Annotated in this window: 18 protein-coding genes and 1 pseudogene; 15 read left to right on the forward strand and 4 right to left on the reverse strand. The window is 45.8% G+C overall.

Translation table 11 applies throughout. From position 1 onward, the window contains the following. Positions 1–65: 65 nt before the first annotated feature. Positions 66–956, reverse strand: coding sequence for a hypothetical protein (locus ACYCSE_RS20795; protein WP_459699656.1), 891 nt, complete (start codon positions 954–956; stop codon positions 66–68). Between the two features lie 253 nt (positions 957–1,209). Between ACYCSE_RS20795 and ACYCSE_RS20800 the strand changes: the two genes are divergently transcribed. The 6 genes from ACYCSE_RS20800 (at position 1,210) to ACYCSE_RS20825 (ending at position 8,459) form a co-directional block, all read left to right on the forward strand. Beyond that, a complete protein-coding gene (locus ACYCSE_RS20800; protein ID WP_459699657.1) occupies positions 1,210–2,172 on the forward strand; it encodes an ABC transporter permease in 963 nt (320 codons plus the stop codon). 14 nt (positions 2,173–2,186) lie between these two features. Further along, complete coding sequence (locus ACYCSE_RS20805) at positions 2,187–3,074, forward strand: carbohydrate ABC transporter permease (RefSeq protein ID WP_459699659.1); 888 nt, start codon at positions 2,187–2,189, stop codon at positions 3,072–3,074. Positions 3,075–3,100: 26 nt separating this feature from the next. Then, the gene (locus tag ACYCSE_RS20810) at positions 3,101–4,747 is read left to right on the forward strand and encodes a type 2 periplasmic-binding domain-containing protein (protein ID WP_322162056.1); all 1,647 of its coding nucleotides are present in this window, start codon (positions 3,101–3,103) and stop codon (positions 4,745–4,747) included. 46 nt (positions 4,748–4,793) lie between these two features. Continuing rightward, a complete protein-coding gene (locus ACYCSE_RS20815) occupies positions 4,794–6,755 on the forward strand; it encodes a sensor histidine kinase (RefSeq protein ID WP_459699661.1) in 1,962 nt (653 codons plus the stop codon). Then, positions 6,727–7,515, forward strand: coding sequence for a response regulator transcription factor (locus ACYCSE_RS20820; protein ID WP_459699663.1), 789 nt, complete (start codon positions 6,727–6,729; stop codon positions 7,513–7,515). Before ACYCSE_RS20815 ends, ACYCSE_RS20820 begins: the two co-directional genes overlap by 29 nt. A gap of 131 nt (positions 7,516–7,646) precedes the next feature. Beyond that, on the forward strand, positions 7,647–8,459 hold the full coding sequence (locus tag ACYCSE_RS20825) for a DUF3891 family protein (RefSeq protein WP_452566716.1): 813 nt from the start codon (positions 7,647–7,649) through the stop codon (positions 8,457–8,459). 114 nt (positions 8,460–8,573) lie between these two features. Here the strand turns inward: ACYCSE_RS20825 and ACYCSE_RS20830 are convergent, their stop codons facing one another. Then, a complete protein-coding gene (locus ACYCSE_RS20830; protein WP_023988334.1) occupies positions 8,574–8,711 on the reverse strand; it encodes a hypothetical protein in 138 nt (45 codons plus the stop codon). A 256-nt stretch (positions 8,712–8,967) separates the two neighbouring features. On the opposite strand from ACYCSE_RS20830, the gene ACYCSE_RS20835 reads away from it, so the two are divergent. From ACYCSE_RS20835 to ACYCSE_RS20865, 7 genes are all read left to right on the forward strand, one after another. After that, positions 8,968–10,113, forward strand: coding sequence for a glucose-1-phosphate adenylyltransferase (locus ACYCSE_RS20835; RefSeq protein ID WP_069291775.1), 1,146 nt, complete (start codon positions 8,968–8,970; stop codon positions 10,111–10,113). Positions 10,114–10,136: 23 nt separating this feature from the next. After that, entirely contained in the window at positions 10,137–11,240 is a 1,104-nt protein-coding gene (gene glgD / locus ACYCSE_RS20840; protein ID WP_250268157.1) for a glucose-1-phosphate adenylyltransferase subunit GlgD, read from the forward strand. Positions 11,241–11,285: 45 nt separating this feature from the next. After that, a complete protein-coding gene (locus ACYCSE_RS20845) occupies positions 11,286–13,739 on the forward strand; it encodes a glycogen/starch/alpha-glucan phosphorylase (protein WP_459699667.1) in 2,454 nt (817 codons plus the stop codon). Between the two features lie 190 nt (positions 13,740–13,929). Then, positions 13,930–14,481, forward strand: a complete 552-nt coding sequence (locus ACYCSE_RS20850) for a DUF2062 domain-containing protein (RefSeq protein WP_028542387.1) — start codon at positions 13,930–13,932, stop codon at positions 14,479–14,481. A 190-nt stretch (positions 14,482–14,671) separates the two neighbouring features. Further along, complete coding sequence (locus tag ACYCSE_RS20855; RefSeq protein WP_459699669.1) at positions 14,672–15,688, forward strand: hypothetical protein; 1,017 nt, start codon at positions 14,672–14,674, stop codon at positions 15,686–15,688. Positions 15,689–15,844: 156 nt separating this feature from the next. Continuing rightward, positions 15,845–18,520: a YhgE/Pip family protein gene (locus tag ACYCSE_RS20860; protein WP_459699671.1), complete on the forward strand. Its 2,676-nt coding sequence runs from the start codon at positions 15,845–15,847 to the stop codon at positions 18,518–18,520. Positions 18,521–18,919: 399 nt separating this feature from the next. Next, positions 18,920–19,894, forward strand: coding sequence for an aldo/keto reductase (locus ACYCSE_RS20865; RefSeq protein WP_459699673.1), 975 nt, complete (start codon positions 18,920–18,922; stop codon positions 19,892–19,894). Between the two features lie 197 nt (positions 19,895–20,091). On the opposite strand, the pseudogene ACYCSE_RS20870 reads toward ACYCSE_RS20865, so the two are convergent. Continuing rightward, positions 20,092–20,286 (reverse strand): annotated as a pseudogene (locus ACYCSE_RS20870) (multidrug resistance efflux transporter family protein); the annotation flags it as partial. 134 nt (positions 20,287–20,420) lie between these two features. Between ACYCSE_RS20870 and ACYCSE_RS20875 the strand changes: the two are divergent. Further along, complete coding sequence (locus ACYCSE_RS20875; RefSeq protein ID WP_459699675.1) at positions 20,421–21,608, forward strand: GTP-binding protein; 1,188 nt, start codon at positions 20,421–20,423, stop codon at positions 21,606–21,608. Positions 21,609–21,613: 5 nt separating this feature from the next. Here the strand turns inward: ACYCSE_RS20875 and ACYCSE_RS20880 are convergent, their stop codons facing one another. After that, positions 21,614–22,438, reverse strand: coding sequence for a LysR family transcriptional regulator (locus tag ACYCSE_RS20880; RefSeq protein WP_459702553.1), 825 nt, complete (start codon positions 22,436–22,438; stop codon positions 21,614–21,616). A gap of 168 nt (positions 22,439–22,606) precedes the next feature. On the opposite strand from ACYCSE_RS20880, the gene ACYCSE_RS20885 reads away from it, so the two are divergent. Further along, on the forward strand, positions 22,607–22,936 hold the full coding sequence (locus ACYCSE_RS20885; protein WP_459699677.1) for an antibiotic biosynthesis monooxygenase family protein: 330 nt from the start codon (positions 22,607–22,609) through the stop codon (positions 22,934–22,936). Positions 22,937–22,976: the final 40 nt, after the last annotated feature.

Below are 22,976 nucleotides of genomic sequence, written 5' to 3' on the forward strand. Positions count from 1 at the left end.
GCTATTTGACGTATTATGAAGACCGATCATAACGTATATATAACGTGGCACATGTCCCAAAATATTTAGGCTGTTGTAGGTTTATGCAGCAAACCTTGTTCTGATGGGTGCAATGAAATTCTTGTCTGTTGGTAGCCCGGGAATGGTTCTTCCGTATTGTATGATCTGCTTTTTAACGCTACATCCAGTGCCCGTAGCAAGGAGCCTATGAATTGCTCTGGAGAAAAGAAAATGCTTTTCCCGACCATATGAATGTGAAGCTCGTTATGGTCACGGTTGCTTACAGACAGCAATATACCTTGACCCTGAAAACCCGTACCGATTGCACGTATTTTGTTTATACCCGAGAGCAGCATTTCCGTTTTTACCGCACGCCCCTGTTCCTCCACAAATACAGAAATCAGGCGTTTGTCTGTAACGATAACAATTTGGTTACCCCGAAATGTATGACTCAGGTGTAGAAAATCTTTATATACCCCAATAGTCTGCTCATGCGGAGAAACAATCCCCATCCGTACAAACTCTTCCAGCTCAGTGATATCGGGCTCTTGATGATTTTTAATTCGTTTTTTGATACTGAACTGAATGGTTAGGATACCCAGAATAGCTATGAGAAAAGCGCTAAGTCGGACGTTAAATATAAAGAACATCAGGACAATAAGGCCGCCTACTAGCCACTGTCCCCAAGTTAGATAGCGCAGCTTTTGTTGTACCGTACGGCGATAATAACCGTAGCCCTTTCCCGGTTGATACTCTTTAGTAAACTTTGTCATACCACGCATCATGGTTAATCCATAGACGGATAAAATTGTCATCGCGAGCGCCAAGAACGTCATAAGCCATTCCTGAGCTGCAACGCCAACTAAAGTACACAGGCCAAACATGATGAGCCCCGCCCAGCAGGCAACCTTTTTAATTCGAACCTGTTTCTGAATCGAACGAACCAATTCTTCCATTCTTAATCCTCCTGATCTAGGTATATAGGTAATGATTGGAATTACATATAGTCTTATCGTACCATCTGATAGTCTTCTTCGTAAATTAATAGATGTAAAAATCCAAAGGCTGGAAGAAAACTTGTGCGTATAGTTAGATCCCCACCTGAAATTTAGATACCAAAATCAAAAAATCCAGTACTACTCATTCGAAGCAGAAGCCTCTAAAATAATAAATGTAAGTGCTTACATCACAAAGAAGGGAGGTCCTCATATGAGTACAGGATGGAAGAATCTGCAGACACAGCCGCCGGTTCGATCGGGGAGGGGGGCATCACTAGCGCGCAAATGGGTTCAACAAAGACATTTGCAGACCATGGCGCTGCTTGGGGTGGTTTGGATGATTATTTTTCATTACATTCCGATGTACGGTATTTTAATTGCGTTCAAACATTTTGACATCATCGGTACCCTATCAAGCGCGCCTTGGGCGGGATTAGAGCATTTTCGGGCCTTTTTGGAGGATGATAACTTTTGGTACATTGTCAAAAACACACTGGGCATTAGCCTGCTCAAGCTGGCGATCGGATTCCCGTTGCCCATTGTATTTGCTCTCTTCCTGAATGAAATACGATCTACTCGGTTCAAAAAATCTATTCAGACCATTTCGTACCTTCCTCACTTTTTATCTTGGGTCATTCTTGGTGGGATCTTAACGACGTGGCTGGCAGATACCGGGATGATTAATCAACTGTTGCTAGCCTGGGGGTGGATTGACCAGCCGATCAGTTATTTGGCAGAGCCGAGCTATTTTTGGGCTATCGTCGTTAGCTCGGATATCTGGAAGGAGCTTGGATGGTCAGCTATTATCTATTTGGCAGCAATGGCGGGGGTATCTACGGACATGTACGAAGCGGCCACCATTGACGGGGCCGGACGCTTTCAGAAAATGTGGTACGTCACACTTCCCGCTATCAAGGGGACAATATCCATTTTGTTTATTTTAGCGGTTAGCGGCATATTGAACTCCAACTTCGATCAAATTCTCGTCCTGCGTAACTCGCTGAATGAAAGTGCAAGTAATGTAGTTGATATTTATGTATATCAGGTAGGCATTCAGCAGGGCCGTTTCTCGTATTCTACCGCAGTGGGTTTGCTAAAATCGGTTCTTGCTCTCATTTTGCTGCTAATTGCCAATTCGGTGACCAAGCGGGTGAATAATACATCCCTATTTTGAAGGAGGACAGCTGCATGCAGCTATTGCAACGCAGAACAGCAGGCGAAGCGATATTCGATTTCGTGAACAACGTCTTCATGTTGGTCATTTGTTTTGTGACGTTGTATCCCGTGTGGTATGTGCTGGTGAACTCCTTTAACGAAGGAGCAGACGCGATGAGGGGCGGCATTTACTGGTGGCCGAGGGTCTTCAGTCTGGGCAGCTATCAGGCTGTGTTTGCCAACAACGGTATTATGACTGCGATGGGAGTGACTATTGCCAAGACATTAATCGGCACGATTGTTCATGTGTTTTTTACCGCTATGATTGCATATGCATATTCCCGTGAGGAGCTGATCGGGCGCAAGCTATATATGCTGATCGGCACCATTACCCTGTTTTTCGGTGGGGGATTGATTCCAACGTATTTGCTGATTCGTGATCTCAGACTGCTGGACAGCTTTTGGGTGTACATCATTCCTGCGATGTTCAGCTTTTTTGACCTTATTATTTTTATGGCTTTTTTCCGAGAACTGCCGGATGCATTGGAAGAGGCGGCGAAAATAGACGGTGCGAACGATTTCGGTATCTTTTGCCGGATCGTGCTTCCTGTATCTATGCCGGTAGTAGCGACGATTGCGTTGTTTCATGGGGTATACCAGTGGAACGATTATTTTACTGGAATGATCTATATTAATAATACGGATCTTCAGCCGATTCAAACGTATTTGTATCGGGTTGTTGCCCAATCCAGCTCTAATCAGATGATGGCTGCTGCACCGGGGGTCGTTGCCCAGTCCGTCACTTCGCAATCGATCAAGCTGGCGACGATGGTTGTGACGACACTGCCCATTGTACTGGTATATCCTTTTCTGCAAAAATATTTCGTCAAGGGTCTGATGATCGGCTCGATTAAGGGATAGCACATTATCCAAGGGGGAGATTTATGATGAACATTCGCAAATGGCAGAAGGGGCTGTTGGCTTCTGTTCTGCTGGTGGGTTTGCTCGCGGCATGTACGTCCGGTGGAGGCGGTACTGTCACGGAATTGAAGGACGAGAAGACCAAGGCTACGGCAGATGTACCAGGATGGAAGACGGATATGGAGCCGATTACGTTTGACTGGTATTTGAACTTTTCCTGGTTCCCGAACAAGTGGGGGACGGATATGACCTCAAAGTATGTTACGCAAAAGACTGGGGTCAGCGTCAATTTTATCGTACCCGCAGGGAATGAAAATGAAAAGCTCAATACCATGCTGGCCTCCGGCAAGCTGCCTGATTTTGTCACGCTGGGTTGGGGAGAGGACGCGGTCAAAAAAATGATTGAGGGCAAGATGGTGCTTCCGCTCAACAAGCTGGCCGAGAAATACGATCCGTATCTGATTAAAATAGCTGATCCGGCGAAAATGTCCTGGTATCGCCAAACGGACGGGAATGTATACGGGTATCCTAACGCTTCTTCTTCGCCACAGGATTATCAAAGATACGGCCAAAATTTTGTGTCCAACCAGACGTTTATGGTTCGGAAGGATATGTACGAGGCGATCGGCAAACCGGATATGAGGACACCAGAAGGATTTTTGAAAGCGCTTCAAAAAGTGAAAGAGAAATTTCCGGAGGTGAACGGTCAGCCTCTTATCCCGATAGGATTTCACGAATTTACAGATAACGGAAATTATTCTTTTGAAGACTATTTACTCAATTTCCTAGCCATTCCTCATGAAAAGGACGGCAAGCTATACGATCGTCGTTCGGACGAAGAGTATATTCGCTGGCTCAAAACATTCCGTCAAGCAAATGAGCAGGGCCTGATCGCCAAGGACGTATTTATCGACAAACGTCCGCAAATGGAGGAAAAGGTGGCACAGGGCCGATATTTTGCCATGCTATATCAGCGTTCTGACTTTGCCACTCAACAGGTACTGTTATATGCGAAGGACCCGAACTCCGTCTATATCGCGGTGGATGGACCTTCGAACAGTAAGCTGGACCCGCCGACGCTCGCCGGGCCTGGTATTTCCGGCTGGACGGTGACGCTTATTTCGAAGGATGTCAAAGACAAGGAGCGAGCTATTGAATTTCTGACTTATCTGATTAGCGAGGAAGGAAATCGTGACCTGTATCTGGGGGAGCAGGGCAAGCTATGGGACATGGTTAACGGTAAGCCAGCCTTCAAGCCAGAGGTACAGGAGCTGCTGAACAAGGATCGTTCTGCTTTTGATAAAAAATATGGCGCCTCCTTCACCTTCTGGATGCTGATGGATACGAATATGAATTTGCAGTGGGCGCCGCCCAGCGTCGAGCCGTATAAGCAGCCAGAGGATTGGACGAAAGGCAAGACGAAAGGATTCTCCCAATATGACAATATTAAACCGACCGGAACTTCGGCAGAGGGCATTGCGTCAGGCCAGATAGATAAAATTTGGGGCAAGACATTGCCGAAGCTGCTGCTGGCTTCCTCAGATGAGGAATTCGACCAGCTGTTTGCTCGCTTTTTGGAAGACCGCAGAAAAGCAGGATATGACAAAGTTATGGCCTATCAGCAAAAAGCCTATGAGGAAAACCTTAAGAAAATTGAACAGTTCACCAAATGATTTAATTCAATGCTTTAATCTATTGAACCCCTAAGGATGTGATTTCATGCCAGGCCGTGCACGTTCACAGATGAAGAGCCTGCTGCGCCGTACTATATGGCAGTGGATGAAGGGTACGGCCGATCGGCTTGGCGGTTGCTCCCTTCAAGTTAAGCTCATTGTCGCGTATATCGGAGTCATTTTAATCCCGGTGGTATTATTCTCGCTATATACCTTTCACCAACTGTACGAGAATACCATGCACGACATCACCGTACAAAATCAGTATGTGTTGGATACAGAGCTGGCCCATATTCATAGCAATATGGAAATTATGGAGCGAACCGCACAGCTTGCGATCTCAGATCGCAACGTACTTCGTTATCTGACCGAGGAACGTGAAATAAGCAGCGATGAGCTAGTCCAATTCAACTTGAATGTGTTTCCAAATTTACAGCACTTGCTGTACAGTAATCCCAATGTAGAGAACATTCGACTGTATACCAATAATCCCCAGACGCATGAAATATGGCCGATGATTTTCAAAGAATCACGATTGCCTAAGGCTTCCTGGCTGAAAACGGCCCAACTCCAACAAGGGAAAATATGGTGGGAAATGTACAAGGGGCCGAAAAGCTTACTTCTGGGGCAATCCCGGCAGGAAAGTGAGACAGTGCAGTATATGGCACTGCTGCGTGAAATTCAGTCTACCGGAGGAAGACACGCAGGTCTGGTAGAAACAAACATGAGGCTGGAGCTATTTTCACCTAGAGTATTTGGAATCCCACAACGTGATCGTGCATGGCAAATGTTCATTCTGGACGGCGATTCCAGCGCAAGGAACGCTGACAAACCAATGTCTTCTAGCGATATAGCTACAGCTTCCTCTCTATCAGATTCAATTTCCATCCCTCTGTCCCATGTGCACCATCTGTTTCAGTCCCAGGTTCAGGGACCGGGTGGTGCTTTTGATTTTTCCTATGAGAATAAGCCTTATCTCGGTATGTATCGTTATATAGAAGGGTTGGACGCCTATTTGCTAAATGTGGTGGCGCTGGACGGTCCGCTGGGTGATCTCCGTCAGAAACGCAATGCCATGCTGCTCATTATTAGTATGCTGATTGTGTTTATGTCCGTCATTTCTTATACCCTGCATGCCTTCATTCTCAAGCAGCTACATACACTGCGTGAATCCATGAAAAAAGTAGAGCAGGAGGGTGACTTTCAGCTTAGAATTCCAGTATATGGGCGGGGAGAAGTGGCTGAGCTGGCTCTATATTTTCGCAGTCTGCTAAGTCGGATTAACGGACTCATTGCCGAGGCAGTACACAAGCAGGCCGCTGCTCAGGAGGCTGAACTGCTAGCGCTCAAGCATCAGATTGATTCCCATTTTCTCTATAATACATTGGAAAATTTAAAAATGATGGCGGAGATAGAACGGCAGTATCCGCTGTCGGATGCTCTTACCTCCCTTGGCTCGATGATGCGTTATAATCTCCAATGGTCCGGGTCATGTGTTGCGTTACGAGATGAAATCCGCCATATTCAGCATTACGTGGCCATCATGAACATTCGCCACGATAACCAAATAGGATTGGAAATTCATCTATCGTCGGCGTTTATGGAACTGGAGATGCTGAAAATATCGCTGCAGCCTGTAGTCGAAAATGCTATCAAGCACGGTTGGAGTACATTGCAAAGCCCATTCAGCATCACGATTGAAGCCTGCTCTAAGCAGGATATCATAGAATTGCGTATACAGGATAACGGAGTGGGGATATCTGAAGAAAGAAGAAACGCCATCATGGCTGGTCTAGCGCGAACGGATATGGATTCCCACGAGCCCGGGATGAATGGGGGAATCGGTTTGTATAATGTGCATCGCCGTTTAAGTATGCAGTATGGCGAAGAGTATGGCATAAGACTGGACAGCATCCCCGGACAATCGACGACAGTGACCCTAATTTTGCCTAGACGTTACATGATGAGGGGGGCGGACCATGACGACCAAGCTGTTGATTGCGGATGACGAGAAAAATATTCGAATGGGACTTCAAGCTATGATCGAACGGGAATTTTCCGGTCTCTATGAATGTGTACTGGTCAAGGACGGAAGGGAAGCCTGGCAGCATGTGAAGCAGTTTTTGCCCGAGTTGGTGTTAACGGATATCCGTATGCCTGTTATGGATGGCATTATGCTGATGCAGCATATTCGCGAGCTGGAGCCGGAACGCAGACCTTTGGTGATCATTCTCAGTGGATATGACGAGTTCCAGTATGCGCGCGAAGCGATTCGCTGCGGGGCACGGGAGTATTTGCTCAAGCCGATTGTAAGGGAGGAGTTGTTTGGTGCGCTGGCAGTTTTGAATGAGGAATTGAAGGAGAGGAACCACCTCATAGACGATAGTGTTGTCAGCGTAGAGAAAGATAGACTGGTTGGCGCGAGTGTCATACCCGATAGAAACGGTAGCATGACACGTGCTATCCAATACATCCATGCTCATTACAGCGATGATTTAAATATGGCAGTAGTATCCAATTCAGTATCATTGAATTATACGTATTTTAGTCAGGCTTTCAAAGCCTATACAGGCCTTAGCTTTGTTCAATATGTAAAAAGGCTGCGCATTGCAGAAGCCAAAAAGCTGCTGGAGTGTCAAGGGGGCAAGATTTATGAAATTGCGGCTAACGTGGGTTTTGACAATGCAAAGCATTTTAACAAAGTGTTTCGTGAGCTGGAGGGGATGACCCCACAGCAGTTTCGAGTGCAGAATCAAAAGGGTAATTAGATATAAAGAGGCGGAAAACTTGCCTGCCTTTTTACCCTTATCCTGATATAATAAACGTAAGCATAACCATGGCCTTCGATCAGAGAGTTTGTACACAATCACACGAATCGCCGAACGGAAGGGGAGAGCATATGGTTATTTATGAAACGGACCAAGCTTATATCATGACGACGCAGCATGACCATGCCCATATTTCGGGTGAGTTGGCTTCGCAATGGGAAGAGAGTGCCTTCAAGAATAGACGTCATAAGCAGGATTTTGTATATGCAGCAAGGGAGCATGATCGGGGTTGGATACAGTTAGACGCTGCTCCTTTCTGGAATGATCATGTGTCTGCACCATATACATTTATTGATTTTCCGCTCAGTCCACGTTTTGTTTTCTATCGTCTTGGGATTGATGAAGTCGAACAAGGAAGTATGTATGCGGCGTTACTGTGTAGCTTGATGTACAAGGAGCTAGTCGGACGGACCGAGCATCAAAACGCTCAGGACAAGCAGATTACGCATGCTTATCAGGAGGCGGAGGAACAGCGTCGGCAGAGGCTCAAACAGGAGCTGGCATGTAGCGTAACCTTCGACCATCAAGTGCGGACCGATGTACGGAGAATGTTGTTTTGCGACGAATTGAGTCTGTTTTTGTGCAGCCGAGAGCCGGGTACGCCTACAGCAGATTATGAATGGTTTGCTGAAGGTTTAAGCTTCCCGGCTGTTCGACATGAAAGCGGGCGAGTTTGGGCCGAGTGGCTATCGGATCAGACTGTAGGTCTTTCCTTTTTTCCTTTCAGGGGAAAGGTAGGGATTACTCATACCTTTAAGCAGGTGGACAAGGAGAAAATTCGTACCTTTGGTCTCCTAGAGGCTTACCGTTCTTCCGAATGGAAGCATCGAACCTTTACCGTTGAACATATCATGGAAGTAGAAGAACATAAGGAGAATGCCTGACCGTCTACGGATACAGCCTCGAACCATATTTTGTTCGTAGACGCAGAAAAAAGTCAGAGCAAAGCCTCCCTGAACCATGATTCAGAGAGGCTCGCTTTTTCTACCTTTAACATTCTACGATTTTGCAGATGTTTTCGCACGATTGACAATGGTCTGTACCTTATTCAACACCTTATCGCGTGCCCCTTTATTTTTCATCAGATACGTAACACCCATTCCCAATGCTGCTACCACCCATTTTTTATTCTTCATGAATAACGCCTCCTTATGATCATGTTGTCATACACGAATACTTTAAAAGTATCCAAAATGTGAAAAGATGAACGGGATTTTACGATTTAGTGATTCCTTGCACTCGTTCCGCATAACTATGATTTTACCCTTCTCCATCACATCTTACCCGTTCCTTCGCCAATGAAACGATTACGACTGTCTTTTCATGTTTAATGGATATTATCAAATATCCCGCACAATTGCTTCAGACGCACATGACAGGGAGGTCTTTGTTATGAGAAAGAAGGAAGTGGTTGCCATGCTGCTCGCCGGCGGACAAGGCAAAAGACTCAAAGGACTTACCCGTACACTAGCCAAACCGGCAGTGTTTTTTGGAGGGACTTACCGCATTATTGATTTCCCTCTCAGCAATTGCACTCATTCTGGTATAGACACCGTAGGCGTATTGACCCAATACGAGCCGTTGGTGCTTCATTCCTATATCGGCGTAGGCAGCGACTGGGATTTGGATCGCCTGGATGGAGGAGTGTTCGTTTTACCTCCGCACGAGAAAGAAAATGGAAACAACTGGTACAGGGGCACGGCGGATGCAATTTATCGAAACCTGCATTTCTTGGATCAGTATGACCCGGAGCATGTACTCATTCTGTCAGGGGATCACATTTATAAAATGGACTACAGTCGAATGCTCCACTATCACAAGGAGAAGGAAGCAGACTGCACCATTTCTGTCATCAATGTCACGATTCAGGAAGCCCAACGATTTGGGATACTGAACGCCGATGATGATCTGAAAATATACGACTTCGAGGAGAAGCCTGAACAGCCGAAAAGTACATTGGCCTCCATGGGCATTTATTTGTTCAAATGGGAGGTGTTGCGTCGCTATTTACTGGAAAGCGCAAGCGATTCTGAATCCTCACATGATTTTGGCAAGGATATCATTCCATTGCTGCTTCAGCATGGCCGGTCGCTGTATGCGTACCCGTTTGCCGGGTACTGGAAGGATGTAGGTACCATTCAGAGCTTGTGGGAGTCCAACATGGATCTTCTGGTTCAGGATCCGCCTTTGGATCTGAACGATCCTTTCTGGCGCATCTATACCCGCAGTCCCAATCAACCGGCCCAGTATATAACCCAACGGGCGATTCTCAAAAACAGTATTGTAAATGAAGGCTGTATGGTGGATGGAGAAGTAAGGCATTCTGTACTATTTTATGGGGTCGAAGTAGGTGAAGGGAGCGTTATTACCGATTCTGTCATCATGCCGAACGTAAAAATTGGGCGCAATGTACGTATCCACCGGGCTATCGTGAATGAGAACATCGTTATTGAAGACAACGCGTTTATCGGACCTGAAGATAGTTCTGATGAGATTATTTTGTTCGATCAGGAAAGCCAGCTTCATGCACGAATTTAACCCGGATAAGGACGGTGTCTGCTATGAGCCGACTCATTGGAGTTATCAACCTGGATCACGAACTGGATCAGTTGAAGGAGTTGACCTATTTCCGGTGCGGGGCCGCAGTTCCCTTTGCCAGTCGATATCGGCTCATTGATTTTACCTTATCCAACATGATGCATGCAGGGGTGCACGATATTGCACTGTTTATCCGCCGCAAATACCGTTCGCTGCTGGATCATCTGGGTGAAGGTCGGCCTTGGGATTTAGACCGCAGACGGGGCGGGTTGTTTATTTTGCCACCGGACTGGAATGATCCGACGGATGCATCACGTGGAGATTTGCAGCATGTGCACAACAATCTGGATTTTTTTCATCGCTCATCGGGGCAAACCCTTGTTCACGCAGGAACTCAGCATGTCAATAAGGTTGATATCGACGATGTATACCGTTATCATCGGGAGAAAAATGCAGATGTTACCCTCGTATATAAACCCATAGACCAGCTCGAATCTGAGCATGCTCCTTGTGCACGACTGGAGATTGATGAGAACGGACGGGTGACTGGTATTCATCAGGAGCAGGATCATCATAATATTTATCTGGAAATGTTCGTGATGGACAAAGGCTTGTATCTGGATCAGGTGAAGCATTGCATAGCCCATCAGGATAATCATTTCTTTCGCGATGCCATCCAGAAAAACCCAAGTGGGCTGCGCATTTATGCGTATCGTTATGAAGGTTATCATGCAGTCATTAATTCTATCGAGAGCTACTATAAAAATAGCATGAAGCTACTGGATCAGCAGCAGTATCAAGCACTGTTTCAGAATCAGCCGGTGCATACCAAAATCAAGTATGAAGCCCCGACTCGTTATACGCACAGCGCCGAGGTGGATCATTCGCTTGTTGCCAATGGCTGCACCATTGGGGGCAAGGTCGAGAACAGTATTCTTTTCCGTGGAGTGCAGGTGGAGGAGGGCGCGCGGGTAAGCAACTCGATTATTATGCAAAAATGTGTCATCCGTAAAGGGGCAGTTGTGGAGAATGTGGTTTTAGATAAAGATGTACAGCTTTCACCAGATCGAACTCTGATTGGAGACATTAGAGTTCCCTATGTCATTGCCAAGAATAGCGTAATTTAAAGGATATACTTAGCCATTAAAACGGAAATAACAGGAGGTACAACTTTGTTCAGCAATAAAGAAGCTTTTAAGCAGGCTTTTCGAGAGCAACTGGTCGGAAGGCTGGGCAAACCGATGCAGGAGGCTCAGTCGGAAGACGTATATAAGGTTTTGGGTGGCATGATTCGTGAACAAGTCGGCAAGAATTGGGCAGAAACGAACCAAGCCTACAAAGAAGGACAAGAGAAGCAGATTTATTATTTCTCACTGGAATTTTTGATAGGTCGTCTACTGGGCAGTAATCTGCTGAATTTGGGCGTACTGGATATGGTTCGGCAGGCATTGGGTGAACTGGGCTGGGATCTGGAGGAAATTGAAGAACAGGAGGCGGACGCGGGGCTAGGCAATGGTGGTCTCGGACGTCTGGCGGCTTGCTTCATGGACTCGCTGGCATCCCTTGGCTATGCAGGACATGGCTGCGGCATCCGATATAAATATGGTCTGTTTGAACAGCGTATTGTGGATGGAAATCAGGTTGAACTGCCGGATTACTGGCTACAGAAAGGGAATGTCTGGGAGGAACGCCGTCCTGACAAAAAGGTCGAGGTTCATTTTTGGGGAAGAGTGGAAACCCGTGAACAGGAGGGACGTCTTGTATTCGAGACACAGGATGCCGAAACAGTCTGGGCTGTCCCTTACGATATTCCGCTGGTGGGCTATGGTCATGCGCAGGTGAATACGCTGCGGATTTGGAGTGCGGAATCAGCGCTTGATCCCGTTCGAGGACCGATTCGAGGCGAGGGCGGTTATTACCGCTTTCTCGACTACAATCGATCGGTGGAATCCATCTCGGCATTTCTATATCCGGATGACTCCAATTATGAGGGAAAGCTGCTTCGCTTGAAGCAGCAGTATTTCCTGTGCTCGGCCGGATTGCAAAGTATTTTACGTACGTTCGAGAAGCTTCGTTTACCTTATAGCCAGTTGCCCGATAAAATAGCACTGCACATTAACGATACACATCCGACGCTGGTTATACCGGAACTGATGCGTATTCTGATAGACGTGAAGGGCTTGGGCTGGGACGATGCATGGGATATTACGACGCGAACCGTTTCTTATACGAATCATACGATATTAAGTGAGGCGCTGGAACAATGGCCTGTCAATATGGTACGGGAGCTACTTCCTCGTATTTCCTTGATCATTGAAGAAATGAACAAACGTTATTGCGCTATGCTACTGGAGCGTTACCCGGGTCAGGACATCAAAATTGGTGAAATGGCGATTATTCACGGTGAACAAATCCGTATGGCTCACTTGGCAATCGTCGGCAGCTACAGCGTTAATGGGGTAGCTGCGCTGCATACGCAAATATTAAAGGAACGAGAGATGAAGTCGTTTCACGAGCTGTACCCTGACCGTTTTAATAATAAAACAAACGGGATTGCCCATCGCCGCTGGCTAATACATGCCAACCCGGAGCTGGCAAGCTTGTACGATGAGACCATCGGCACACGTTGGAGGACCCGTCCAAGGGAGCTCATCGACCTGCTTCGTTACAGTGGAGACGAGTCGTTCAAAGAACGGATACAGGCGATTAAGCGAAATAATAAAGTCAGGCTCGCTGAGCATGTTTTTGCAAAACAGGGCGTGCGGCTGGATACGTCCTCCATTTTTGATGTACAAGTCAAACGGTTGCATGGTTATAAGCGACAGCTGCTCAACATTTTGCATGTGATGCATTTATACAGTCAGCTTAAAAGTAATCCTGGCCTGGATGTGACGCCACGCACGTTTGTTTTTGGAGCCAAAGCCGCCCCCGGTTATTTTCTCGCCAAACAGACGATCAAGCTCATTAACAACGTGGCGGACACAATCAATCGGGATGTAGATGTCAAGGACAAGCTGAAAGTCGTTTTCCTTGAAAATTATTCGGTCTCGCTAGCGGAGCTGATTATTCCTGCGGCGGATGTCAGTGAGCAGATTTCCACGGCAGGTAAGGAAGCCTCAGGCACAGGGAACATGAAATTTATGATGAACGGTGCGCTCACAATAGGTACATTGGACGGAGCCAATGTTGAAATGCATGAAATGGTAGGCGATGCCAACATGTTCATTTTTGGATTGAAGGTGGATCAGATCGAGGCATATTACCGAGACGGCCAGTATTCGGCGCGCAAAACAGCCAACAGTGACGAAAGACTGCGTGAAGTGTTGGATCAACTCGTGAACGATGCTCCTTTTACGCGGCATGAACGGGAATTTGAGGCCATTTATCAATCCCTGATTGATCATAATGATGAATACTTTGTGCTCAAGGACTTCGCATCCTATGTGGATACACAGGTTTACATTGAACAAGTGTATCGGAATCCCTCGGAGTGGACTCGGCGTGCTATTGTGAATATGGCCCATTCTGGGAAATTTTCTAGTGATTGTACGATTCAGCAGTACGCGGCTGAGATTTGGGACATTGTACCTCTCCAAAACGATGTCAACAAGCGAATTCTGTCCTAAAACGGCGAAACAGGCGGAATAACATTGCTTTTCGAACGCTGAGGGTTATAATGACAGTATAGACATAAGTAAGGATGGGAGCTGTATTGACTCATTCCTGAACTTGAATAGTACTGTTGAAGGAGTCCTCCTATTGATAAAGCTCAATCCGAAAAGGCTCAAACCTCATAAATCGAAGAAGAAATATAATATGTTTCAAAATATATGGCGTGCGATTCGGCTGAATTTCATCAAGCTGTTGCGCGCCCCTGGTGGAGTTAAAAAGATTTCTTTGGGCTTCGCCATTGGCTTTGCGTTGGAGATGATCGTGATTTCCACGGCTTCTCTGGTATACCTTGTTTTTTATCCGATTGTTCGTCTCTCTGGCGGCTCGCTGCCTGCGGCCATTGTGGGTAACGTTGTAGGTAAGCTGACCTTTTTGCCAATTGTACTGATGCCATTCGCCAAGCAAGTGGGAGCTTGGATTTATCCATCTCATTATCCGGTACATGTCAGGGGCGGACGACTTCACGAGCATTCTTTTATGGAACTGTTTCACGGCAACTGGTCTGTATTCAGAGACTTGCTGCACGGAGGCTTGCACATCCTGATCGGCATGTCGATTTTCGGTGTGGTGCTGGGCATTATCTCGTATTTTGTCATTCAGGTTCTGTATAATCGTTCGCTGCACAAACGGTTGGAAAAGCGGAAGTTGCGTCATGGTGCAGCATTTTCGGCGGCCAGACTGCTGAAGAATGGATAATGTAGTGAATGAGAAGCTCCTTGAGCCTAAAAATTAGGTTTGAGGGGCTTCTTTTGGTTTGGGATTTCTGGATGAGGCTTGAAGAGCGATTAGAGTAGGTAGCAACTTTTTACTTTTGTGACACGTCTAAGGGAAATGTGTGCTTTAATCATTAAAGAATTTTTTGTAGACAACAGGAGGAATGGACTGAATGAAAAAATGGAGTTCTGTCACAGTAACTGCGGCGGCAATATCAATACTTTTAGGATCGGCGCCAATGGCATTGGCACAGCAGCCCGCTGCTGACAAAGTTCAAACCGCACAAACCACTGTTAAACTGGATCAGACTGTCACCAAACGATTAACGGATGTGTTGAACAAATTGGCCGGGAAGCAAACGATAGAGTTTATAAGTGTCGAGACTGCTTTTGATTCACGGATTATAAACGGAACTTTGCGCGGCACAGCTAATGCTGATTTTATCCAAAATTATGATTCCAAAAAAGGAATCGTGCAGTCCACCAGCATCATCTATGATTCCGCTGATATGAACAAAGTTATGGATCATAACCTGCGCAGCAAGGTTGCATCTTTCCTGAAATCATTCGATACCGATAAAGTTTTTAAAACGGAGGCCATCTGGCGCGTATATTCCCCGGTAGACGAAGTAGGACTCCAAAATTATTGGGTGCTGTGGGGGAATGATCAAAGCATTTATATTGATCTTGATCATGGAAATCAAATAACAGCCAGCTTTATGTATTCGCTCAAAGACTTTAAAGCTGCCTTAACCAACAAAGCGAACCGTTCGCTTAAAACACTTGGTATGGCTACAATCAAGCCGTTTGAATACGTGCTTCGTCAGCAGGAAGGTAAGGATACTGTCTGGAATTTCAGGGACGATGGTGGATCAAACAACGTACTAATTGGTGTAAAAACCGGTAAAGTATGGGCCGTAAAAAGTGAGTATGGTATGGACTGGGATGGAGATAAGGGCTTTGCCAAAGCATTTGCCAAGCCAAGGCTCAGCAAAACCCAGGCACTTGCAGCCGTCAAGTCGAAAGTACAATCCCTTTTTGGAATTAACCTGAAAGGATACACCGTAAAAATGAAGGATAACGAGTATACATTCTCCCAAAAAGGCGGGGTTACTGTTGTGGGAAAAATCAATAAAAAAGGAGCATTTTATTCCCTAGAGGCTATGCCCGCGAATGGAGTTCGAAATTAAGCAGATTGATTTTATTGAAAAGCGTATGATCTCTATAAGTGTCATACGTTTTTACATATTTTGTAACAGAATTGGCTTCATTCGCTCGAATCGTTTACAATACGTGTGCATACAACAATGGACGACAGGTTAATGTACATACGAGGAGTGATGAAGTTGCGGAAGATATGGCAAATCTACTTAACAGACTGGAGAAATGTATTCAAAGTATCGACCGGGACTTTATTAGTCATTGGCATCATTCTTTTGCCTTCCGTCTATGCATGGGTGAATTTGAAAGCGATGTGGGATCCGTATGCGAATACATCTGGGATTAAAATTGCAGTAACCAGCCAAGATCAGGGTGCAGAAGTGAATGGTAAAAAGATTAACATCGGCGATGAGGTTTTGCATAACCTTCAAAATAACAAGAAGCTGGGTTGGACTTTTGTCAATGAAGCGGAAGCACGAAAAGGTGTGTTAAATGGTGATTATTATGCCAGCCTGCTGATCCCGAAAGATTTTTCAGAGAAAATTACGAGTGTGCTGACGGAAAATCCGCAAAAGCCGGAAATTGATTACGCCGTAAATGAAAAAATTAATGCAGTAGCTCCGAAAATTACATCTTCGGGGGCAACCTCTCTGACGAACCAGATTAGCCAAAACTTTATTGAAACTGCCAGCCAGGCAGTATTGACGAAGTTGAAGGAAGCCGGAGTCAAGTTGGAGGAGGAGCTCCCGACGATTCGTAACATTGAGAACCGGGTGTTGGAGCTGAATAATCGATTGCCGGATATCGAAAGGTTGGGCAAACAGGCATTGGAACTGGAGCAAAATTTGCCGAAAATAAAGGCACAGGGACAAAAGATCATTGCATTGAAGGAGAAAATTCCTGAAATTAACCGTGCCGGTGACCTGGTGCTCAAAATTGACAAAAACATGCCTGAGCTGGACAAGGTAGCCACTGTTATTTTGGATATCCAAAAAAGACTACCTGATATTCAAAAGGCCGGTGATCGAATTGTTGAACTGGATCAAAATTTCAGCAAGGTAGAAAGCGCACTGGCTACCGCTTTAGAGGACACGCAAACGGCCCTTAAGGTCATTAATGCTGCTCAGAAAGCACTGCCAGAAGTACAGAAAATAGCGGACACAGGCAAGGACTTTACAACCGGTTTACTTGAATTTCTGGACAAAAACGAGGGCGCGCTTGATTCGATTGGTACAGTAGTTAAAGAAGATTTACAGCTGGTACAACAAATCGCGAATGAAGTTTCTCAGATTACAGATATCATTCGTGGTGTGGATTTTGATCCTAAAGCAGCACAAGCTGCGGTGAAACGTGTCAGCGGTAGGCTGACAATTGCCGTGGGAGTGCTGGATCATATTTCTCAATTGCTGAACCGTGTGAACGGATACTTGCCAAGTCAACCTCTGGATTCACTTATTTCCCGTGTGAGCGGGGTGGAGGATCGTTTCCGTCGTCTGAATAGCACAGTAACTAGCATCGGGGATGCCATTCAGCGCGGTGAAAAGCCTGCGCAAAATCTGCTGGATGACACTGATCGCCTGGCAGGAGAAATCAGTAGCGAAATTGACAGCATTTTGGGCAATTATGATACGGAGTATGCACCCGCCATTCAAAAGGCGCTGGATCAGATCAAATCCGTTGCCCGCAATTCTGCCAATGTGCTGACTACAGCTCAAGAACAGCTACCGAATATTGAAAAGCTATTGAATGACGCACAGGCTGCAGCAGAATTCGGTCAGCAAGAGCTAACACGTCTCCAGCAGGATCTGCCACAATACCGTCAAAAACTGCATGAAGCGGCGACGACGATTCAGGGACGTATGGGCGAGTTTACGAATGCTGTGAACAAAGCGGCAGACTTCGTAAATAACGATTTGCCGGCGGTTAAAAATAAAATTCATCAGGCAGCAGATTTTGTGCGTAATGATTTGCCCAAAGCGGAACAACAGTTTGTCAAAATGGCTGATTTAATTGAAAATAAATTTCCTGAAGCTGAAAAAGCGGTACACCAAGTAGCCAATTTTGTAAGGACCGATCTTCCAGCTGCCGAGGATTCCATACGCCAGGCTGCAGACACAATTCGCAAGCTTAAGGGCGAAAATGCACTCGGACGCGCTATTGCATTGCTCAAGGGAGATGTGAAAAAGGAAAGTGATTTTCTCGGCAGTCCAGTATCGTTGAAGCAGGAACGGATATACCCAATCCCCAACTATGGTTCGGCGATGTCACCTTTTTACACTACATTGTCGATTTGGGTGGGTGCGATGCTACTGGTCTCGATGTTTAGGGTAGATGTGGATGACCCGGAAGGACAATTTAAAAGCTACCAAGTGTATTTCGGACGGCTTATGACATTCTCCACGATTGGTATTTTTCAGGCGCTGAGCGTATCTCTCGGTGACTTGTTCCTGCTCGGGGCGTATGTGGATGCCAAAGTAGCTTTTGTACTGTCCTCTATGCTGATCAGTCTGGTGTTTACGGCGATGACCTATACACTAGTTTCTGTGTTCGGCAATATCGGCAAGGGACTGGCAGTCATCCTACTGGTGCTTCAATTCTCCAGTTCAGGAGGGACATTCCCGATTGCGACGAGTACACCGTTCTTTCAGGCGCTGAATCCGTTTGTACCATTCACCTATGCGGTTAGTCTGTTACGAGAGACAGTAGGAGGGATGTTGCCTTCAACGGTGACACGGGATGTGGTGATGCTGTTTGTATTTATCGGTGTTTGCTTCCTGTTTGGATTGGTGTTTAAGAAGCCGCTCAGCAAGCATACGAAAAAAATGGCCGAGCGAGCAAAAGAAACGAAATTGATTCCTTGATTGTAAAAAAAGTGAGTTACGGTGGTTGAAGTGAGCCGCTCCGCGAAGGATTTGATCTTACGATCGCTGTTGCCACGGGATTCTTTGGATTAGATAGATATGAAAAGGTAAGAATCCCGTGGCAAAGGCGAACGCTTCGCTTCTCCAGATTCAAATTCTCCGCTCCGCTGGTAACCATCGTAAAGTCACTTCTTTTAATATTTGGCGGGTAGTATAAGGGGAGATGGCCTCGCGCTTGCTGCTTCGGCGGTGCGTGGGGCTTTTTTGCATGCGCTATCCCTTTAAATTGATTTTGAGGTGTTTCAAAGGAGTTTGATTTGGTGAATAAACGAAGTATGGTCTTTTTTGGCATGTCATTTTGCGGAATTTTAAAATCCTTAGGCAAAGGCGGGAGATAGTATGGAGTATTCATACTTAGGAAAGTCAGGCTTGAAGGTTAGTCGGTTATGTCTGGGCACGATGAATTTCGGACCGGAAACCGAAGAAAAGGATGCGTTTAAAATTATGGATGCCGCACTAGATGCAGGCATTAACTTTTTTGATACAGCTAATGTATATGGCCATGATCGTAAAGGTTGGACAGAGGAAATTATCGGACGTTGGTTCCAGCAGGGCGGCGGAAGACGCGAGAAAGTCGTGTTGGCAACGAAGGTATACGGAGATATGAAAAATGAACATGACGGACCCAATGCAGGATCAGGCTTGTCTGCTTACAAAATTCGCCGTCATTTGGACGCGTCGCTGAAACGTCTTCAAACCGATCATGTAGAGCTATATCAAATGCATCACATTGACCGTAATGTGTCATGGGATGAACTATGGGGCGTATTCGAGTCCGTGGTGGATCGCGGACAGGTTGATTATATCGGTTCTAGTAATTTTGCAGGCTGGCATATTGCGGTGGCGCAGGCCGAAGCGAAGGCACGACGTTTTCTGGGGCTTGTATCCGAACAGCATTTGTACAATCTGAACGAACGTTCCGCTGAGCTTGAAGTATTACCGGCAGCTCAGGAGCTGGGTCTGGGTGTGATTCCATGGAGCCCGCTGGCGGGCGGACTGCTGGGACGGAATGCGTTAGCAGGTACTGGTTCTCGCAGCGCACGCGCCAGTGAAAAGGTGGAGCAGAATCGTGCGAAGCTGGAGCAATTTGCAGCATTGTCCCGCGAGCTGGGTGAAAAGGAAGACGTGATTGCACTGGCTTGGGTACTGTCCCATCCGGCCGTAACGGCTCCAATTATCGGACCACGGACCTTAGAACAGTTAGAGGATGCTCTACGGGTACCTGAGGTCAAATTGAGCGAAGATGTGCTTGCCAAGCTGAATGAGATTTTCCCCGGTCCGGGAAAACCTGCGCCAGAAGCCTACGCTTGGTAATCATACTTCGTACTCGTCATAAAGCATCATTCTTTGTGAGAAATAATCGGCAAAAAGCAGCAGATCAGGAGCTTCCTCTTGATCTGCTGCTTTTTTCTGGTGCCTGATCCACACTTGAACGACCATGGCAAGAATAAATATGTTCTAAACGGGATCTATCTTTTTAGATATTATTTTTAGATATTATTCTCTGAGTGGATCACCCCTGAAAACACAGCCACCAAGGTGGACTGTACCGTCTGCTCCTTACTTGGCATTCCCGCGCTGAAAACTCCATATAACGAAAGCAGTAACCAGAAGGGTAAGCTGGCTAATGTCATCCCGAGCACACGTTGATAAGCATCCAATCGTCCCGCACAGACTTCCATCATTTTACGATTATTTAATGGATAGATTATTCATTTCAAGAGTTTCTCCACAGTTGACAAGGCAAAAGGGATGCTGTATATTACTGAAAGTTGATGTTAATAGTAATTATTACGATTTATGAGAATGAAAAGCTAATATTCAAGGGAGCGTACCAGCGATGAATAAGAAACCAATACCGGTAACAGTGTTGAGCGGATATTTGGGTGCAGGAAAAACAACGATTTTGAATCATGTATTAAACAATCGAGACGGAATGAAAGTGGCAGTCATCGTCAATGACATGAGTGAAGTGAATATAGATGCCGAGCTGGTTAAAAAAGAGGGCGGCTTGTCCAGAACAGAAGAAAAACTGGTCCAGTTGTCTAATGGTTGTATTTGCTGCACATTGCGTGAAGATTTATTACTGGAGGTCAAGAAGCTGACGGAACAAGGCGAGTTTGATTATATTTTAATCGAATCTACAGGCATCAGTGAACCTGTGCCAATTGCTCAAACCTTTACGTACGCCGATGAAGGAACTGGCATTGATTTGGCTTCGCTGGCAAAACTGGATTGCATGGTGACCGTTGTTGATGCGAACCGTTTCTGGCATGATTTTGAATCAGGAGAAACGCTACTGGATCGTAGGCAGGCTACTGGTGAAGAGGACACGCGTGATATCTCGGACTTGCTGATTGACCAGATTGAAGCCTGTGATGTATTGATTTTGAATAAGTGCGATCTGGTTCAGCCTGTGGAGCTAGACAAGCTGGAGGGTGTGCTGCGGAGATTACAGCCTGAAGCCCGAATCATTCGAACTTCTAAGGGAAAGGTCGCTCCTTCGGACATTTTGAATACAGGGCTGTTCAATTTTGACAAAGCTAGTCAATCCGCTGGATGGATTCGGGAGCTGGAGCTTGAAAGCCATACACCGGAAACAGACGAATATGGGATCAATTCCTTTGTATATCGCCGTAGAAGACCATTTCATCCTGCGAGATTGGCTGAATTTATGAGCTACTGGCCGGAGGAGGTCGTTCGCGCCAAAGGTTTGGCCTGGATTGCAACCCCGCAGGATTGGGCAGCGAGTATTAGCCAGGCAGGACCATCTATTCAATTTGGCCCTGCGGGAAGCTGGCTTGCTTCGTTATCTGAAGAAGAACGGCAGGAGATCGTGGCAGCCGATCCTGAGGCTCTGGACCATTGGGATGAACAATGGGGCGACCGCATGAACGAAATCGTCATGATAGGTATCGAAATGAATCGACCGGACTTGGAAGAAGAGCTAGATGAATGCCTACTGAACGATAACGAAATGGATATGGACTGGTCCAGTTTTGAGAATCCGCTTCCTTGGCCGACATGATGAAGCTAGTTGATCCATTCAGTAATAAAGTCCATACATTTTTTAGCGGCTGGAGAAACATTTTTTAAGGAAGCGGTAGCGATACCGATAGTACGGGAATACCTTTCGTCCAAAGGTCGAATAGAGATGTCGTAAGGAATGTGAGACAGGATCATTTCAGGAAGAATACTCACGCCTAGGCCATTCTGCACCATAGCCATAATCGCATGGTCATCTTCTAATTCATATTTGATTTTAGGTGACATATTATGCTGTGAAAAAATATTTCTTACATCCGTGTCACAGCCTGCAACAGGCATAATGAAAGGCTCATCTCTGAGCTGTTCTATTCGAATTGAGGCTTGCTTTACAAGAATATGATCGGAAGGAAGTAGACAAAGCATGCTTTCTTCTTTTAATGGCAATGCCTCTAATGCGTCTAACGTGGGTAGGTTCACAAAGCCGAAATCAGCTTCCCCACTGACTATCCAGCTCTCAATTTCATGGTAGTTCCCATCGAGCAGTTTTATTTCAATACGAGGAAACTGCTCATTGAATTTTTTTAGAATACGGGGCAGCCAATGAATAGAGACGCTTGAAAATGTGCCGATCTTTACGGTTCCGGTTTCCAATCCTTTAATTAAAGCTACCTCTTGGTAGAGCTTTTCGTCCATTTGTACGATCTCTCTAAATCGCTTCATTAATCTTTCCCCGTTATTGGTCAATCTGATGCCTGAACGACCTCGGATCAGAAGAGTCAACCCTAATTCATGTTCCAGTCCAGAGATCGCATGGCTGATTGCTGATTGTGTAAGATTTAAAACTTCCCCGGCCTTTGTGAAACTTCCCATTTCAACTACGCAAAGAAAAATCTTATATTTAAACAAATTCGTGTTCACTCCTATTTTTTATGAAATATATTCATGTATCATATCAGATATATTCATTTTTTTTATTTAATATTTATGATTATAATCAAATTAAAGAAAGGTTATTTAATTTTGTTTTAGGAGGGGCATATGAACTCAATTGCTAAAACTCCTCGTCCGCCCTATTATGCGGCTATCTTTACTTCTGAACGTACGGAAGGAGATGGCGGGTACGGAGTGATGGGAGACAAAATGGTGGAACTGGCTGCCCAACAGCCAGGTTTTCTAGGTGTGGAAAGTGTTCGTGACCACAATGGAGTAGGCATTACAGTTTCCTATTGGGAGTCTCTGGACGCTATAAAAAATTGGAAACATAACAAGCTGCACAAGGTAGCGCAGGAAAAAGGGAAATCTGAATGGTATAAAACATTTGGTTTAAGAGTGAGCAAGGTAGAACGAGATTATTTTTTTACAGTGTAAATAGGTTCAATATCCAAGTTAGTGCTTAGCATGAAGCCGA

Source organism: Paenibacillus sp. SEL1, assembly GCF_054602535.1.

Bases quoted from the DNA above. Each gene is read 5' to 3' on its own strand.
- ACYCSE_RS20815 (WP_459699661.1), top strand. From the start codon at position 4,794: ATGCCAGGCCGTGCACGTTCACAGATGAAGAGCCTGCTGCGCCGTACT.
- glgD (WP_250268157.1), top strand. From the start codon at position 10,137: ATGAGCCGACTCATTGGAGTTATCAACCTGGATCACGAACTGGATCAG.
- ACYCSE_RS20805 (WP_459699659.1), top strand. From the start codon at position 2,187: ATGCAGCTATTGCAACGCAGAACAGCAGGCGAAGCGATATTCGATTTC.
- ACYCSE_RS20855 (WP_459699669.1), top strand. From the start codon at position 14,672: ATGAAAAAATGGAGTTCTGTCACAGTAACTGCGGCGGCAATATCAATA.
- ACYCSE_RS20825 (WP_452566716.1), top strand. From the start codon at position 7,647: ATGGTTATTTATGAAACGGACCAAGCTTATATCATGACGACGCAGCAT.
- ACYCSE_RS20800 (WP_459699657.1), top strand. From the start codon at position 1,210: ATGAGTACAGGATGGAAGAATCTGCAGACACAGCCGCCGGTTCGATCG.
- ACYCSE_RS20810 (WP_322162056.1), top strand. From the start codon at position 3,101: ATGAACATTCGCAAATGGCAGAAGGGGCTGTTGGCTTCTGTTCTGCTG.
- ACYCSE_RS20795 (WP_459699656.1), bottom strand. From the start codon at position 956: ATGGAAGAATTGGTTCGTTCGATTCAGAAACAGGTTCGAATTAAAAAG.
- ACYCSE_RS20830 (WP_023988334.1), bottom strand. From the start codon at position 8,711: ATGAAGAATAAAAAATGGGTGGTAGCAGCATTGGGAATGGGTGTTACG.
- ACYCSE_RS20850 (WP_028542387.1), top strand. From the start codon at position 13,930: ATGTTTCAAAATATATGGCGTGCGATTCGGCTGAATTTCATCAAGCTG.
- ACYCSE_RS20865 (WP_459699673.1), top strand. From the start codon at position 18,920: ATGGAGTATTCATACTTAGGAAAGTCAGGCTTGAAGGTTAGTCGGTTA.
- ACYCSE_RS20820 (WP_459699663.1), top strand. From the start codon at position 6,727: ATGACGACCAAGCTGTTGATTGCGGATGACGAGAAAAATATTCGAATG.
- ACYCSE_RS20835 (WP_069291775.1), top strand. From the start codon at position 8,968: ATGAGAAAGAAGGAAGTGGTTGCCATGCTGCTCGCCGGCGGACAAGGC.
- ACYCSE_RS20880 (WP_459702553.1), bottom strand. From the start codon at position 22,438: ATGGGAAGTTTCACAAAGGCCGGGGAAGTTTTAAATCTTACACAATCA.
- ACYCSE_RS20875 (WP_459699675.1), top strand. From the start codon at position 20,421: ATGAATAAGAAACCAATACCGGTAACAGTGTTGAGCGGATATTTGGGT.
- ACYCSE_RS20885 (WP_459699677.1), top strand. From the start codon at position 22,607: ATGAACTCAATTGCTAAAACTCCTCGTCCGCCCTATTATGCGGCTATC.